The sequence below is a fragment of the Actinoplanes sp. NPDC048967 genome, assembly GCF_040649415.1.
Classification (GTDB): Bacteria; Actinomycetota; Actinomycetes; order Mycobacteriales; family Micromonosporaceae; genus Actinoplanes.
In genome coordinates this window covers 254,890-269,247 of sequence record NZ_JBEZFL010000010.1, presented here as the reverse complement: position 1 = coordinate 269,247, position 14,358 = coordinate 254,890, and the positions used below count along the sequence as shown (strand labels likewise).

General features: G+C 71.2%; 13 protein-coding genes and 2 pseudogenes. 8 read left to right on the top strand and 7 right to left on the bottom strand.

Features of this window, described 5'->3' with window-relative positions; genetic code table 11:
- Both AB0C12_RS35835 and AB0C12_RS35830 read right to left on the bottom strand, forming a co-directional pair.
- Entirely contained in the window at positions 1–1,848 is a 1,848-nt protein-coding gene (locus AB0C12_RS35835) for an SCO2524 family protein (protein WP_360554684.1), read from the bottom strand.
- 32 nt (positions 1,849–1,880) lie between these two features.
- Positions 1,881–2,609 carry an SCO2525 family SAM-dependent methyltransferase gene (locus AB0C12_RS35830; protein ID WP_360554682.1) on the bottom strand — a complete coding sequence of 243 codons (729 nt, stop codon included), beginning with the start codon at positions 2,607–2,609 and terminating at the stop codon, positions 1,881–1,883.
- A gap of 398 nt (positions 2,610–3,007) precedes the next feature.
- Between AB0C12_RS35830 and AB0C12_RS35825 the strand changes: the two genes are divergently transcribed.
- Complete coding sequence (locus AB0C12_RS35825) at positions 3,008–4,366, top strand: glycosyl hydrolase family 18 protein (protein WP_360554680.1); 1,359 nt, start codon at positions 3,008–3,010, stop codon at positions 4,364–4,366.
- Between the two features lie 40 nt (positions 4,367–4,406).
- On the opposite strand, the gene AB0C12_RS35820 is transcribed toward AB0C12_RS35825, so the two are convergent.
- Complete coding sequence (locus tag AB0C12_RS35820; protein WP_360554678.1) at positions 4,407–5,336, bottom strand: hypothetical protein; 930 nt, start codon at positions 5,334–5,336, stop codon at positions 4,407–4,409.
- 196 nt (positions 5,337–5,532) lie between these two features.
- On the opposite strand from AB0C12_RS35820, the gene AB0C12_RS35815 reads away from it, so the two are divergent.
- From AB0C12_RS35815 to AB0C12_RS35805, 3 genes are all read left to right on the top strand, one after another.
- On the top strand, positions 5,533–6,633 hold the full coding sequence (locus AB0C12_RS35815) for an LLM class flavin-dependent oxidoreductase (protein WP_360554676.1): 1,101 nt from the start codon (positions 5,533–5,535) through the stop codon (positions 6,631–6,633).
- Entirely contained in the window at positions 6,630–7,244 is a 615-nt protein-coding gene (locus tag AB0C12_RS35810) for an FMN reductase (protein WP_360554675.1), read from the top strand. Before AB0C12_RS35815 ends, AB0C12_RS35810 begins: the two co-directional genes overlap by 4 nt.
- Positions 7,245–7,448: 204 nt before the next feature.
- Entirely contained in the window at positions 7,449–8,012 is a 564-nt protein-coding gene (locus AB0C12_RS35805) for a histidine phosphatase family protein (protein ID WP_360554673.1), read from the top strand.
- 9 nt (positions 8,013–8,021) lie between these two features.
- Here AB0C12_RS35805 and AB0C12_RS35800 read toward each other — a convergent pair.
- Positions 8,022–8,486 (bottom strand): annotated as a pseudogene (locus AB0C12_RS35800) (SDR family oxidoreductase); the annotation flags it as partial.
- An 11-nt stretch (positions 8,487–8,497) separates the two neighbouring features.
- Here AB0C12_RS35800 and AB0C12_RS35795 point away from each other — a divergent pair.
- Positions 8,498–8,662, top strand: a pseudogene (locus tag AB0C12_RS35795) (winged helix-turn-helix transcriptional regulator); the annotation flags it as partial.
- 79 nt (positions 8,663–8,741) lie between these two features.
- A complete protein-coding gene (locus tag AB0C12_RS35790; RefSeq protein ID WP_360554843.1) occupies positions 8,742–9,026 on the top strand; it encodes a hypothetical protein in 285 nt (94 codons plus the stop codon).
- 114 nt (positions 9,027–9,140) lie between these two features.
- Here AB0C12_RS35790 and AB0C12_RS35785 read toward each other — a convergent pair whose 3' ends face one another.
- Positions 9,141–10,706, bottom strand: coding sequence for an MFS transporter (locus AB0C12_RS35785; protein WP_360554672.1), 1,566 nt, complete (start codon positions 10,704–10,706; stop codon positions 9,141–9,143).
- Positions 10,703–11,293, bottom strand: a complete 591-nt coding sequence (locus AB0C12_RS35780; RefSeq protein ID WP_360554670.1) for a class I SAM-dependent methyltransferase — start codon at positions 11,291–11,293, stop codon at positions 10,703–10,705. The genes AB0C12_RS35785 and AB0C12_RS35780 overlap by 4 nt, the downstream gene beginning before the upstream one ends.
- Positions 11,294–11,359: 66 nt before the next feature.
- Between AB0C12_RS35780 and AB0C12_RS35775 the strand changes: the two genes are divergently transcribed.
- A complete protein-coding gene (locus tag AB0C12_RS35775) occupies positions 11,360–11,956 on the top strand; it encodes an XRE family transcriptional regulator (RefSeq protein ID WP_360554668.1) in 597 nt (198 codons plus the stop codon).
- On the opposite strand, the gene AB0C12_RS35770 is transcribed toward AB0C12_RS35775, so the two are convergent.
- Positions 11,944–13,059 carry an ROK family transcriptional regulator gene (locus AB0C12_RS35770; RefSeq protein WP_360554667.1) on the bottom strand — a complete coding sequence of 372 codons (1,116 nt, stop codon included), beginning with the start codon at positions 13,057–13,059 and terminating at the stop codon, positions 11,944–11,946. The two genes, AB0C12_RS35775 and AB0C12_RS35770, sit on opposite strands and share 13 nt — an antisense overlap.
- A gap of 43 nt (positions 13,060–13,102) precedes the next feature.
- Between AB0C12_RS35770 and AB0C12_RS35765 the strand changes: the two genes are divergently transcribed.
- Positions 13,103–14,323, top strand: coding sequence for an MFS transporter (locus AB0C12_RS35765; protein WP_360554665.1), 1,221 nt, complete (start codon positions 13,103–13,105; stop codon positions 14,321–14,323).
- Positions 14,324–14,358 lie beyond the last annotated feature (35 nt).

Sequence of the window (14,358 nt, the reverse complement as noted above, 5' to 3'; positions counted from 1 at the left end):
TCAGAAACCCCCGCCGTCGGCGCGCCGAGCCGCCGACAGCCGGTCGAGCCTGCGCAGCACCTCCTCGGTGACCGCGAGCGCGACACCCGGTCGCTCACCGCGTACCGCCCGGGCCCGGCGCAGTTCGACGCCGAGCCGGTCGAGTTCGAGGCGCAGCTGGGCGCCGCTGTTCGTGGAACCGCGCAGCAGCTCGCGGTCGTAGAGGTGGTCGGCCTCGTGGAGCAGCTCAGCGGCGATCTGGGCCAGCAGGCCGCTGCGCAGCGGCGGTGCGTCGACGATCCGGGCCGCGGTGACCAGGCAGTCCACCACCCGTTTGGTGTAGTACCAGGAGACCTCGGTGCAGTCGACGTCGAGCTGCGGGAAGGCGCCCGCCGGCTGGTCCCACAGACCCCGGGCCGGGCCCTGCCGGATGATCCGCTTGGTCAGGTGGTCCCAGAGCTGGTCGGACAGGTCCAGCAAGCGGCTGCGGGAGCTGCCTTCCGACAGGAGGCCGGCCAGATCGAGCGTGCGCTTGAGCAGCAGCGGCGAGATGTCCGCAACCGTCCAGCAGAGCTGATGTCCGCCCGCGTCCTCGCTGCCGACCAGCGGGAACCGCAGCCCGGGATGATGCGCGGTCAGGGCGGCTTCGCGGTCGGAGGACCGGCGGGTGATCCGGCTGCGGTTCGCGATCTCCTCGAGCACTGCCGCCACCCGGGTCAGGTCGGTGTTGGAGGCGCGGACCGACACCATGTGCTGCAGGACCATGCCGCTGACCATCAGCGTGTAATAGTCGAACTCGATCCCGTCGGTCGTCCGCCAGGGCAGATCCTCCAGCGGCCAGCGGCCCGGGCCGAAGGTGGCCACCGTCGTCCAGTACGACCGGGTCAGCTCCCACCGCAGCTGCAGTGCCTGCGCCAGTTTCGACTGTGCTTCGTCCAGCAGGCCGAGCAGCCGGGTCCGTTCCGAGAACAGCGCCTGGATCGCGTCCAGTGCGACGGTGGTGAAGTAGAGGTACGGCGCGTTCTCGGCGACGCCGTCGCGTTGCCTCCCGATCTCCGCGGTGGTCTCGATAGCCGGCGCCGCTGTGACCAGGCCCCAGGACCAGCCGCATTCGAAGAGCCGGTTGGGATTGTCGAGCTCGCTGCCTTCCGCGGCACCGGATCCGATGGTGACGTCGTCGCGCAGCCGGGCGTTGATCTCCCGGAGCGCCTCCCGCAGGTCCTCGACCACCTGCCGGGTGGGCCGGCGCTCCTGGTTGACCGTGCGGATCAGTTCCCGGCCGAGCTCATCGTCGGCCGAGAAGACATTGACGGCGAAGCTGCGCAACAGTCCGACCATCGCGGCGGTCAGCCGGGTCTTCGCCATCGCCTCCAGCAGGTCCACCTGCGCCACCAGCGCCGGACGGGCGACCACCGTGCGGAAGACCTTGGTGAAACCGATGACGGCCAGCATCAGCGTCACGGAGACGGAATACGAGTCGACGACATCCAGTCCGCGTTGGTGGGCGTCCAGCTCTTCGCCTTCGGACCCGGGCCGGAAGTAGCTGTCACCGGAAAAGACCGGGGTGCCGTCAGGGGCGGTGTAGCGCACCAGGTAGTCGGTCAGGATCCCGACGAGTCGCTGAGGGATCTGAACGTGGTCACCGAGCTCCGACAAGGCGTCGATCACGTCGTTCGCCGCGGCGTCGGGCTGATCCAGCCGGAGGAACGGCACCTCGGTGGCCGGAGCCATCAGGCACAGCAGCTGCTCGGCGTCGCTGATGGAGTTGCTGCCCTCGCGGCCACCGGGGTGCCACCGGCCGTCGGAATAGGAGAGTCGCGCGGTTGCGCGCCAGGCGTCGAGAAGTTGTTGACGAGGCTGGATCCGCATCGGTGTGCCGTCACCTGTCCGTCCGTGAGCCGTTACGCCTTCTTGCGGCCGGTCGCCACCATCATCCCGCAATAGCCGTCCCGCAGACCGTGGCTCTGCACTGTTTGGATCCGCACCTTTTCGGCCACCGGCGCCAGCGCCTGTTGCACATCCGCCTCGTCGACGGAACACGCGGGAAAATCCCGGTTCGCCACCCGATAGCCGGAAGAGTTGCGCATGAAGGCGGCCGCGAAAGGTGCGCGGGGCATCAGCGAGTTCACGAAGGACTGGGTCGCCCGCTCGAACTCGTCGCTGCGAGTGGTGATCGACTCGGCGACGAAGAACATGGTGCCCATATCGTACTCGTCGGGTGTCAGGTGGAAGATGTTTCCCTTCTCCACCTTGGCGCGCCGGCTGAGCAGGTCGAAGGCGTTCCCGACCCGGCCGTAGGCGGCGCGGTCGGCGGCCATGTGCTTCCAGAACTCCCACCAGGACGGGCGCGGCCGCTCGACCTCCTCCTCCAGCCAGGAGCGGTTGGTGACGGCTCGTTCGTAGAGCATGATCTCCGCGGCGAACGGCAACATCGTGAGTGCCGGGTACAGGTTGGTGCCGGCCCCGATGTCGATGGCGCGGGACCGGATCCGCCGCGGAATGTCGTGGGACTGGAAGAAGTCGGCGACGATCTCGATGATCTCGCCGTCGTCGGACCGCAGGACGCTGTAGTTGTGATCGAAATAGGCAGCTGAATCGAACGTGTCCCACGCGAAGTCGGAGTTCGCCACCTGCGTTGCGACGTCTACAGGGGAATCGCGAGGTGGGTCCGAGAAGGTCACGGCATTGCCTCCGGCCATGAGGTACTTCGCTCTTAGGATAAGCCGCCCGAATCGGACACCTTCCTGGATGTGGGGATCGGCCCGCTTCGGGCTGCAAACTTACGACATCAGGGGCCCCGCTCGGTTCGCGCCGCGCAAAAACGGCGTCTGCATTCTGGCCTGGCGCGCCAACGGGTGTCCCCCGATGGGGAACATCGGTGCCGGCCGCGCAGCCCGGAGCGAATCACTTTCGGCGGCCGGCGTCAATCGGCGTCAACCTCCGGGTACTGTTAACAACCCTTGATAATTGATGGGGCGGCCGTGAAGATGTGAAGACCTAGCTGGTCTTCAATACGTCAGGAGCGGCCATGAGTAGACGTCGTACCGTATTCGCGCTCGTAGCCGGTGCCGCCATGACCGTGGCGACAGCCGTTGCTTTCGCCCCGACCAGCATGGCGGGAGTGTCCGGAGCTCCGCTGCAGGCCGCCGCGGTGGTCTGCTCCGCGCCAGGCTGGGCGGAGGGCAACACCTACACCGCCGGCACGCAGGTGACCTACGGTGGCCGCCTTTATTCGGCTCTGGTGACGCACACCGCGTACGCCGGAGCAGGCTGGAACCCCGCCGCCACCCCGTCTCTCTGGCGGGACCTCGGCGCCTGTACCGGCGGAACCCCGACGACGCCGCCCCCGACGACGCCGCCCCCGACCACTCCGCCCCCGACGACGCCGCCGCCCACCACTCCACCGCCGACGACCCCGCCGCCCGGCAGCTCCACCTGCGCGGTCAAGTCGCGGCCGGCCGGCAAGGTGCTCGTCGGCTACTGGGAGAACTGGGACGGCGCGAGCAACGGCGTGCACCCCGGCTTCGGCTGGGTCCCGATCAACGACAGCCGGCTGGGCCAGCACGGCTACAACGTCATCAACGCGGCGTTCCCGGTGATCCGCTCGGACGGCACGGTGCTGTGGGAGGACGGTATGGACGCCGGTGTGAAGGTCTCCACCCCGGCCGAGATGTGCGCGGCCAAGGCCGCCGGCGCGACCCTGCTGATGTCGATCGGCGGCGCGGCGGCCGGTATCGACCTGAGCTCCAGCGCGGTCGCCGACCGGTTCGTGACGACGATCGTGCCGATCCTGCAGCGGTACAACTTCGACGGCATCGACATCGACATCGAGACCGGGCTGACCGGCAGTGGCAGCATCACCACGCTGTCGGCCTCGCAGGCCAACCTGATCCGGATCATCGACGGCGTGCTGGCGCGGATGCCGGCCAACTTCGGGCTGACCATGGCGCCGGAGACCGCGTACGTCACCGGTGGCAGCGTCACGTACGGCTCGATCTGGGGCTCGTACCTGCCGATCATCAAGAAGTACGCGGACAACGGCCGGCTCTGGTGGCTGAACATGCAGTACTACAACGGCAGCATGTACGGCTGCGCCGGTGACTCGTACGGCGCCGGCACGGTCCAGGGCTTCGTCGCCCAGACCACGTGCCTGAACAACGGCCTGGTCATCCAGGGCACGACGATCCGGGTCCCGTACGACAAGCAGGTCCCCGGCCTGCCCGCGCAGGTCGGAGCCGGCGGCGGATACATGACGCCCGCGTTGGTGACCCAGTCGTGGAACAGCTTCAACGGCAGCCTCAAGGGCCTGATGACCTGGTCGGCCAACTGGGACGGCTCGAAGGGCTGGACCTTCGGCGACAACGTGAAGCGGTTGCAGGGCCGCTGATCTCCGGCCGGCCCGCCGTGTGTGGACGGCGGGCCGGCTGTCATTCCTCGCGTGCCGCGTTCCACATGGAGGCGAAGCGCTGCCGGCGTTCCTGCAGCCGGCGCGGTTCCACGACGAGCGTGACGCTCACGTTGGCCTCCCGGTCGAGCCGACTGTCCAGCCGCGACGAGGCGTGCAGCTCGTAACTGGCTGCGTCGTCGAAGAGGATGAAGTCGACGAGGTTCATCTGCAGCAGCGGATCCAGGTCCGAGTGGCGCAGCACCCGGGTCTCGATGCCGATCCGGCGGTGTGGTTCGCGCAGTTCCCGGAGTCGCTCCTCGTTCATGGCGTCCTCGTCGCTCAGCAGGAAGACCCGTCGGATGCGGACGTCGCGTTCGGTGATCGCACGGCGCTGGGCGTGCAGATACTGCTGTCCCAGCCGGCTGGACCAGAATTCGTCGTCGACGTAGGCGGCGGGCCGGGTGAACGAGGTCATGCTGGTCGCGTCGATGGACCGGCTGCTGCACTCGGTCAGGCCCAGCAACCAACTGGGGTCCTCGCCGTCGTCCACGGTCACGCCGTTCTGCAAGCCCTCGAACAGGGTGCTCAGCCGGTTGATCTGATGGTCTGCGAAGCGGCGCGAGAGTTCGTCGTGGGGACTGATCCGGGCCGCCGACTCGACCAGCCGGGTGACGTTGTCGGCCTTGAGGGCGGTGGCCTCGACGCTGGCGTACAGGGCCGTAGCGGCGCTGATGGCGGCGAACCGCCGGTCGACGATGTCCTCGGTGCGGCGGGCGTGCGCACTCTGCTCGCCCGCGAACTGCAGCATCCGGTTGTCGTAGTCGATCAGGACCTGGACGACGAGCACGATGCCGCCGACGAACATCGACATGGTGAGCTGCCAGATCTCGGGCTGCCCGGTGGCGTTGGTCAGCAGGTAGGTGAGTCCGCCGGCGATCACGGTGAACAGGATCCGAGTGCTGATCTTCACTGCCGCTCCTCACGCATCGTGATCGAATCGATGCACTTAGTCAGTCTCACGGAGCGACTGGTGCGATGCAACGGGGCAGGTGTGACCGGGACCCCACTTCCCCCAAGTTCTTTGAATCTGAAATAGTTGACGAGTCAAAGGCGTTGTGCGGGGCAGTGCGGGACGTCAGGTTCCGCCCCGGAGCTCAGGAGCGGTCATGCAGTTCGGGATCTTCACCGTCGGCGATGTCACGCCGGACCCCACCACCGGGCGGCAGCCGACCGAGCACGAGCGGATCAAGGCCATCGTCGCCATCGCGGAGAAGGCCGAGGAGGTCGGTCTCGACGTCTTCGCGCTGGGTGAGCACCACAACGAGCCGTTCGTGCCGTCGTCGCCCACCACCCTGCTCGGCCACGTCGCCGCGCGTACGCAGCGGCTGCTGCTGTCCACGTCCACGACGCTGATCACGACCAACGACCCGGTCAAGATCGCCGAGGACTACGCCATGCTGCAACACCTGGCCGACGGCCGCGTCGACCTGATGATGGGCCGCGGCAACACCGGCCCGGTCTACCCCTGGTTCGGCAAGGACATCCGCGCCGGCATCCCCCTGGCCATCGAGAACTACGCCCTGCTGCACCGCCTCTGGCGCGAGCACACCGTCGACTGGAAGGGCAAGTTCCGCACCCCGCTGCAGTCGTTCACCTCGACCCCGCGCCCGCTCGACGGCATCCCGCCGTTCGTCTGGCACGGCTCGATCCGCAGCCCCGAGATCGCCGAACAGGCCGCTTTCTACGGCGACGGCTTCTTCGCCAACCACATCTTCTGGCCCAAGGAGCACACCCAGCGGATGGTCGCCCTCTACCGCCGGCGCTACGCCCACTACGGCCACGGCTCCGAGGACCAGGCCATCGTCGGCCTCGGCGGCCAGGTGTTCATGCGCAAGAACAGCCAGGACGCGGTCAAGGAGTTCCGGCCGTACTTCGACAACGCGCCGGTCTACGGTCACGGCCCGAGCCTGGAGGACTTCACCCGGGAGACGCCGCTGACCGTGGGCAGCCCGCAGCAGGTCATCGACCGCACGCTGGGCTTCCGCGACTACGCGGGCGACTACCAGCGCCAGCTGTTCCTGCTGGACCACGCCGGGCTGCCCCTGAAGACGGTCCTGGAGCAGCTCGACCTGCTCGGCGAGGAAGTCGTACCGGTGCTGCGCAAGGAATTCGCCGCGCTCAAGCCGGTCCACGTGCCGGACGCGCCGACCCACGCCTCGCTGCTCGAGGCCGCGCGGGCGGAGACGAAGGAGAAGGTGCAGGCATGAAGCAGCGCACCCTCGTCGTGGTCTCGGCGGGGCTGAGCCAGCCGTCGTCCACCCGCCTGCTCGCGGACCGCCTGTCCGCGGCGGCGGTGACGGCGGCCGCCGGCCTCGGCGTCCAGCTGTCGGTGCAGGTGATCGAACTCCGCGACCTGGCCCACGACCTGATGAACCACCTGCTCACCGGCTTCCCGCCGGCACCGCTGAAGCGAGCCCTCGACACGGTCGAGTCGGCCGACGCGATGATCGCGGTCACGCCGATCTTCAACGCGTCCTACAGCGGCCTGTTCAAGTCGTTCTTCGACGTGCTGGGCCAGGACGCCCTGACCGACAAGCCGGTGCTGATCGCGGCGACCGGCGGCTCGGCCCGGCACTCGCTGGCGCTCGACCACGCGGTCCGGCCGATGTTCGCCTACCTGCGGGCCGTCCCGGTGCCGACGGCGGTCTACGCCGCGTCCGAGGACTGGGGCGGCGACGAGAGCGAGGGCCAGCTGCGCGGCCGGATCAGCCGGGCGGCGGGCGAACTGGCCCGCGAGATCGACCGGCGCGAGCCGGTGACGGTCCAGGACCCGTTCGCGCTCACCACCTCGTTCGAAGATCTGCTGGCCGGCGGCTGAGACCGGGAATCGCTGAGATCAAGATCTGAGATCAAGATCTGACCGCGGTCGTGCCTGGTTGCATGGTGCTGACCGTCGCTCCCGCCGAATGCCAGGTCCGTGCATGCTCGGCCGACGGCCGGGCCCATCCATTCCGCCGCCGGGCCGGCGGGATGGATGGGGCGTGGGTGGGGTAGGAACAAGCGGGACCGAACAGGGGGCGTCATGGCGGAGATCGTGCTCATCCGGCACGGGCAGACCGAGTGGAGTGCGGTCGGCAAGCACACCTCGTACACGGATCTGGATCTGACCGGAGCGGGGGAGCAGCAGGCCCGGGTCGCCGGTGAACGCCTGGCCGGCCGCAGCTTCGCGGCCGTCATCTCCAGCCCGCGCAAGCGGGCCCTGCGCACCGCCGAGCTGGCCGGCCTGGCTGTCACGGAGACCACCGAGGACCTCGCCGAGTGGAACTACGGCGAGTACGAGGGCATCACCAGCGCCACCATCCACGAGACCAGCCCGGCCTGGTCGCTCTGGACCGACGGCGCGCCCGGCGGGGAGTCGCCGGCCGAGGTCGGTGAACGGCTGGACCGGGTGCTCGCCCGGGCCCGCACCTTCCTGGACCGGGGCGACGTGGCGCTGATCGCCCACGGGCACTCGCTACGGGTGGCCGGTGCCCGGTGGATCGGGCTGCCGGCCGGCGGCGGCGGGCTGCTGAAGCTGGGCACGGCGACCCTGTCGACGCTGGGCTTCGAGCACGGCAACCAGGTCATCGACACCTGGAACGGCTGAGCGCCGGCCTCAGTCGAGCAGTTCGCCGCAGGTCACGTTGGTGATCGACGCGGTGACCGCGGCGGCCCGGTCACTGGCCAGCCACACGGCGACCTGAGCGACCTCGGCCAGGATCGGCAGGCGCCGCAGCAGCGTCCGGCCGGCCTTGGCGGCGTCGAAGTCCTCGCGGGTGGTGCCCGCGTTGCGGGCGTGGACGTCGAAGACCCGGTCGACCCCGCCGGCGTCCGGTGAGCCCGCGGACCGCAGGCAGGCGACCCGCACCCCGTACGGTCCCAGCTCGATCGCCAGCGCCCGGCTCAGCGCCTCGACGGCCGCGCACTGCACCCCGAAGCTGCCGGCCATCGGGATGCCGGTGCGGTCCGGGCTCGCGGTGAGCATGAGGATCGTCCCGCCACCCCGCGCGGTCATCGGCCGGGCGGCCGCGGTCGCCGTGATGAAGTGGGTGCGCGCCCGGGCGTCGAGGCCGCGGGCGAAATCGTCGGCGGTTGCGGTTCAGCGATCTGCGGGCCGGCCTGCCCGGAGCGAGCCCGAACGTACTGTCCCAGGGGCTGCGCGACCTCGAGCACGTCGGCGTGATCCGGCGGCGCCGCCTGCCGCCGCCGGCCGCCGCGAACATGCATGAGCTGACCGAGCACGGCGCCGAGCTGGAGCCGATCCTGGTCGCCCCTCGGTTCCTGGGCGCTGCGCTCCCCGCTCACACCGTCCGGACACCTGAGCGCCGTGTCGGCCATGCTCACGTTGCGGACCTACTACCGCGCGACCGACGACTGGGCCACGACGCTTCAGGTGCACCTGGGCGACCGCTCCTACGTGGCCCGGATCGCCGGGGAGCGCGTCGAGGTGAGTGGCGGTCAGGCCGCAGCGGAGACCACTGTGGAGATCGATCCGGGCACGCTGGTCGCGCTCCTGGTCGGGGAACGGGAGCTGGCCGACGCGGCGGAGGTGCGGGTTACCGGGGATGTCGCCGCGTTCCGGCGGGTGCTGGCCGGCATCAACATGGCCGGCGGCCGGTGAGCGTGGCCGGCCGGCCTTTGCCGGCGTTCGGCGCGGTGGGCCCGGCCGGCCGTGGCGGCGTTCGGCGCGGTGGGGCTCGCCGGCCGTGGCGCCGGTCGGCGCGGTGGGTCCGGCTCATCGGCCGACCGCGTCGCTGGTCGGAGCCGCTGCGGGTGACGGGCCGGCCGGCGCGGTGCGCAGGGGCCCTCGTGCCAGGACGTAGACGAACAGCACCGCCATGACGCCGACCCCGGCCCACATGGACTGCTGCCAGCCCTCCACGAAGGACTCCTGGGCCGCCCGGACCAGTTCCGGTGCGTGACTGCCGGCCCTGTCGGCGGCGGCGAGAGCGTTGGCGATGCCCTCGCGGGCGGGGCCGGCGGCGTCGGCCGGGAGGGCGTCGAGCCGGGAATCGACAGCGTTGCGGTAGCCGGCGGAGAGGACCGCGCCGAGCAGGGCGACGCCGAGTGCCGTACCGAATTCTCTGGTGACGTCGTTGAGCGCGGACGCGACGCCCTGGCGTTCGCGGGGCAGGGCGGACGTGATGGCTTCGGTGGCGGGCGTCTGGGTCAGGCCCATGCCGAGCCCCATGGCCAGCATGCCGGGCAGCACCGAGAGATAGCCGTCCTCGATGGAGACTGACGTGGCCATGAGGGCCAGCCCCACGCCGCCGAGCAGGATGCCGGTCGCCATCGTCGAGCGGCCACCGACGCGGGCGGCCACCCGCGGCGCGAGACCGGAGGCCAGCATCATCATCGCGGCCATCGGCATGAGCGCCAGCGTGGACCGCAGGCCGGACCAGCCGAGCACCGCCTGCAGGAACGGGAACAGCACCACGAAGATCCCGGCCTGTACGCCGAAGACCGTCAGCAACGCCAGAGAGCCACCGGCGAGGCCGCGCTCGCGGAACAGCCGTACGTCCAGCAGCGGAGCCGTCCGGCGCAGTTCCCACGCCACGAAGCCGGCGGTGCCGAGTACGCCGATCACCAGGCTCACCAGGGTCACCGGCGTCGTCCAGCCCTGTACCGGGCCCTCGTGGAGGACCAGGACCAGGCCGACCACGGCGACCACGGAGGCCAGTGAGCCGACGATGTCGAAGCTGTGCGCCGATTCCTCGCGGGAGTCCGGCACCGACCGCAGCGTCAGGGCGACGGCCACCGTGACGAGCATGACCGGCAGCACGAAGAGCCACCGCCAGTCCGCCAGGTCGACCAGGACCGCGGACAGGTACATGCCGAGGATGCCGCCCCCGCCGGCGACCGCGGTCCAGATGCCGATCGCCTTGGAGCGTTGCTCCTCCGGGAACGTCGAGGTGATGACGGCCAGGGTGACCGGCATGATCATCGCGGCGCCCACGCCGCTGAGCAGCCGGGCCGCGATCATGATCTCGGTGGACGGGGCCAGGCCGGCCACCGCGCTCGCCGCGCCGAAGACGACCAGGCCGGCCAGCAGCACCGGCCGCCGGCCCCAGCGGTCGCCCAGGGCGCCGAGCGGCAGCAGCAGCGCGGCGAGGCTGATCGTGTACGTGTTGATGATCCACAGGACGGTGCTCTGCGAGGCGTCGAACGCGACCGCGATCTCCTGCTGCGCGACGTTCAGTCCGGAGACCGAGGCGATGACCGCCATGAGGGCGATGCACACCGCGACCAGGATCGCGCGGCGGCGGCGTGGGTCGTGGATCGTCGTGCCGGTGGCGCTCATCGTCCGGACCGCCGGGTGGCGCGGACCACGACGTCCTGCCGAGGGTGCTCGCTGACCGTACGCGCGTGTTCCTCGGCGGTCGCGATGTACCACTGGGCGCTGTCCAGGCTCGCGGTGATGTCCGCGAGCTTGACCGCCGCTTCGGCGGGCGGGTGGTGCCCGTGTCCCGGTGCTGCCGAGGAGTGCAGGTGGCCGACGATCAGCAGGGTGCCGCCGGGGGCGACCCAGTCGGAGATGCGCTGGTAGAACGCGAGCTGCGGCATCGCCGGGTGCGCGTAGTGCGTGGTGACCAGGTCGAATCGCAGGTCCGGGCGCCAGGTGGTCAGATCGGCCTGGACCCATCGCACGTTCTGGGCGGCCGGCCGCTCGGCGGCGCGGGCGAGGGCGGCGGCGGAGATGTCGGCGGCGGTGACCTGCCAGCCGTGGGAGGCGAGCCAGACCGCCTCGGCGCCGGTGCCGCATCCGGCGTCCAGTGCCGTGCCGGGGATCAGGCTGCTCGTCTCCCGGGCGAGGTAGGGGTGTGGGGCCGGAGCCCCCGGGTGCGCCTGGTGCCAGTGGTGTTCCCAGTAGTTCTGGTCGAATTCCATACCCGTGAGCGTGCGGCGCGACCAGGCAGATGTGCAAAGATCTTTGCCGAATGGAAAACTGAGGGCATGGATGAGGAACTGGACCGCACCCTGGACGCCGTCGGGCCCCGGCTGAAGCAGCTCCGGATGCGCCGCGACATCACGCTCACCGCGCTCGCGGAGGAGACCGGCATCTCGGTCAGCACGCTGTCGCGGCTGGAGGCGGGCCTGCGCCGCCCGACGCTGGAGCAGCTCCTGCCGCTCGCCCGCGCGCACGGCGTCACGATCGACGAGCTCGTCGACGCGCCCCTGACCGGCGACCCGCGGGTCAACCTGCGGCCGATCGCCGGCCGGGACGGAGCCGTCGTGCTGCCGCTGACCCGCCGGCCGGGCGGTATTCAGGCCTACAAGTTCGTCCTGCCCGCCGGCGACGACGACCGGGAGCCCGACCTGCGCACCCACGAGGGCTACGACTGGGCCTACGTCCTGAACGGCACGCTGCGCCTGGTCCTCGGCGAGCACGACCTCATCCTGCAGCCCGGGGAGGCGGCCGAGTTCGACACCCGCACCCCGCACTGGTTCGGGGCCACCAGCGCCGGGCCCGTCGAGTTCCTCAGCCTGGTCGGCCGGCAGGGCGAACGGGCGCACATCCGCGCCGCACCCCGGTCCGCTCAGCCGGACTGAGGTGGCCGGGCGCCCGCCGGCTCCAGCGGGGCCAGGTCGGGGATGCCGTAGCGGGAGTCCAGGACCTGCATCGCGGCGCCGGCCGCGATCACGTCCGCGCCGAGGCTCGACAGCGTGATGCCGGCCGTCTGCCAGTCGGCCCGGGGGACCTGCGTACGGATCGCCGCCTCGGCCTCGGCCCGGTAGATCTCCGCGTGGGTGAGCAGGTTCGCGCCGGCCAGCACCACGTGGGCCACGTCCAGGGTCTGCACCAGGTTGACGATGCCGACGGCCAGGACCCGCGCGGCCGCCCGGATGTCCCCGTCCGCCACCGCCCGGTCGTGGACCGCCTCCAGGCAGCCGCGCCGCCCGCACACGCACGGCGGGCCGGACAGCTCGATGACCGTGTGGCCGAACTCGCCCGCGTTCGTGTGCGACCCGCGATGGGCCGCCCCGCCCAGCCACAGACCGGCCCCGACTCCGGACTCCACCATGATCAGGGCGGCGTCCCGGAAGGCCGGGCCGCGCCGCCAGGCCTCGGCGGTGACCCCGGCCGTGACGTCCTTGTCCAGGTGCACGGGCCGGCCCAGGGCCTGCTCGGCCAGCTCCCGCAGCGGTACGTCGTGCCAGTGCCGCAACCGATGGGCGTCCCGGACGGTGCCCTGGGCATGGTCCAGCGGCCCGATCATGCCGATGCCCACCCCGGTCAGCCGCGCGCCGAGCCGGTGCGCGGCGGCGATCCGGTCCACGCCGGCCGTCAGCTCGTCCAGCAGCGTCCCGGGAGTGAAATCCGCCGGCAGGGGAGTCACCACCGAGTGCCGGACCGCGCCGGCCAGGTCGGTCAGGACCAGCCGGAGGGTGTGGCGGGCCACGTGCGCCCCGATCGCGTACCGGCTGTGCGGGACCAGCTCGTACCGGCTCGCCGGCTTGCCGATCGCCGGTCGGCGCACGCCCGCGGGCGCGATCAGGCCGTGCTCGACCAGCCGGCCCAGCACCTTCGACACCGCCTGCGGGGTCAGCCCGGTGGCGTCGGCGATCGTCGTGCGCTCGAACGCCGGCCGGGTGCGGGCGACGGCCATCACCAGGGCCTCGTTGTAGTCGCGCAGGAACGTGAGATCCGCCATGTCGACACTCTATTACGCAACGGCGTTGCTAAAGTCGGCGCTCGTGGAAGATCTGAGCCGTCGGCACCGCTGGGCCGCCCTGCTCGCGCTGGCCCTGGGCGGGGTGGCGATCGGGCTGACCGAGTTCGCCGCCATGGGGCTGCTGCCCGAGGTGGCCCGCGACCTGCTGCCCGCGGAGTACGCCCGGTCGGCGCCGGACGCGGTCGCGCAGGCCGGGTGGACGATCACCGCGTACGCGCTGGGGGTGGTGGTCGGTGCGCCGACGATCGCCGCGCTGACTGCCCGCGTACCCCGCAAGAAGCTCGTCCTCGGCCTGCTGGTGTTGTTCGCGGCCGGGACCGTCGCGTCGGCGATCGCGCCGACGTTCGAGCTGGTGCTGGTCGCGCGGTTCGTGGCGGCCCTTCCGCACGGGGCCTACTTCGGCGCGGCCGGCCTGCTCGCGGCCACCCTGATGGGCCCGGGCAACGCCGCCCGCGGGTACGCCGCCGTGCTCAGCGGGCTGACGGCGGCCAACGTGGTCGGCGTACCGCTGGTCACCCGGCTCGGGCAGGCAGCCGGCTGGCGGGTCGCGTATCTGGTCATCGCCCTGGTTTTCGGGGCGACCCTGGTCGCCGTGCTGATGATCGTGCCGGCGGTCGCCGCGGTGGCCGACGGCTCACCGCGGGCCGAGCTGCGCTCGCTGCGCAAGCCGCAGGTCTGGCTGGTCGCGGCCACCGCGGCGGTCGGCTTCGCCGGCTTCTTCGCCGTGGACAGCTACATCGCGCCCGTCACGACCGACGTCACCGGCCTGGCCGCGAGCACCGTGCCGTGGGTGCTGGTCGCGGTCGGGCTCGGCATGACCGTCGGCAACGCCCTGGGCGGCTGGTTCGCCGACCGGGACCTGCGGCGCAGCATGCTGATCGGCTTCGGCTCGGTGATCGCCGCGGTGATCTTCTTCGGGCTGGTCGCGGACACGACCCCGGGCCTGTTCGCCGGGGCATTCCTGATCGGCGCGACCAGCCTGTTCCTGGGTCCGGCGCTGCAGGCCCGGCTGATCGCGGTGGCCCCGGGAGCGCAACTGATGGGCGCGGCGGTGAACCAGTCCGCGATGAACGTGGCCAACAGCCTGGGCGCGGCTCTGGGCGGGGTGGTGATCGCGCGCGGCTACGGCTACCTCGCCCCGACCTGGGTGGGGGTGGGCCTCGCGGCGGCCGGGCTGGGGCTGGCGGCGCTGAGCTTCACCGCCGAACGCCGGGCCCGGCGCCCGGTCCCGGCCCCCGTCTGACCGGCCGGGAACCTGGCGGGCATCTCGCGGTGTCA

Coding starts and splice junctions, on each gene's coding strand:
- AB0C12_RS35835 (WP_360554684.1), bottom strand. CDS start 1,848: ATGCGGATCCAGCCTCGTCAACAACTTCTCGACGCCTGGCGCGCAACC.
- AB0C12_RS35825 (WP_360554680.1), top strand. CDS start 3,008: ATGAGTAGACGTCGTACCGTATTCGCGCTCGTAGCCGGTGCCGCCATG.
- AB0C12_RS35815 (WP_360554676.1), top strand. CDS start 5,533: ATGCAGTTCGGGATCTTCACCGTCGGCGATGTCACGCCGGACCCCACC.
- AB0C12_RS35810 (WP_360554675.1), top strand. CDS start 6,630: ATGAAGCAGCGCACCCTCGTCGTGGTCTCGGCGGGGCTGAGCCAGCCG.
- AB0C12_RS35805 (WP_360554673.1), top strand. CDS start 7,449: ATGGCGGAGATCGTGCTCATCCGGCACGGGCAGACCGAGTGGAGTGCG.
- AB0C12_RS35790 (WP_360554843.1), top strand. CDS start 8,742: ATGCTCACGTTGCGGACCTACTACCGCGCGACCGACGACTGGGCCACG.
- AB0C12_RS35785 (WP_360554672.1), bottom strand. CDS start 10,706: ATGAGCGCCACCGGCACGACGATCCACGACCCACGCCGCCGCCGCGCG.
- AB0C12_RS35780 (WP_360554670.1), bottom strand. CDS start 11,293: ATGGAATTCGACCAGAACTACTGGGAACACCACTGGCACCAGGCGCAC.
- AB0C12_RS35775 (WP_360554668.1), top strand. CDS start 11,360: ATGGATGAGGAACTGGACCGCACCCTGGACGCCGTCGGGCCCCGGCTG.
- AB0C12_RS35770 (WP_360554667.1), bottom strand. CDS start 13,059: ATGGCGGATCTCACGTTCCTGCGCGACTACAACGAGGCCCTGGTGATG.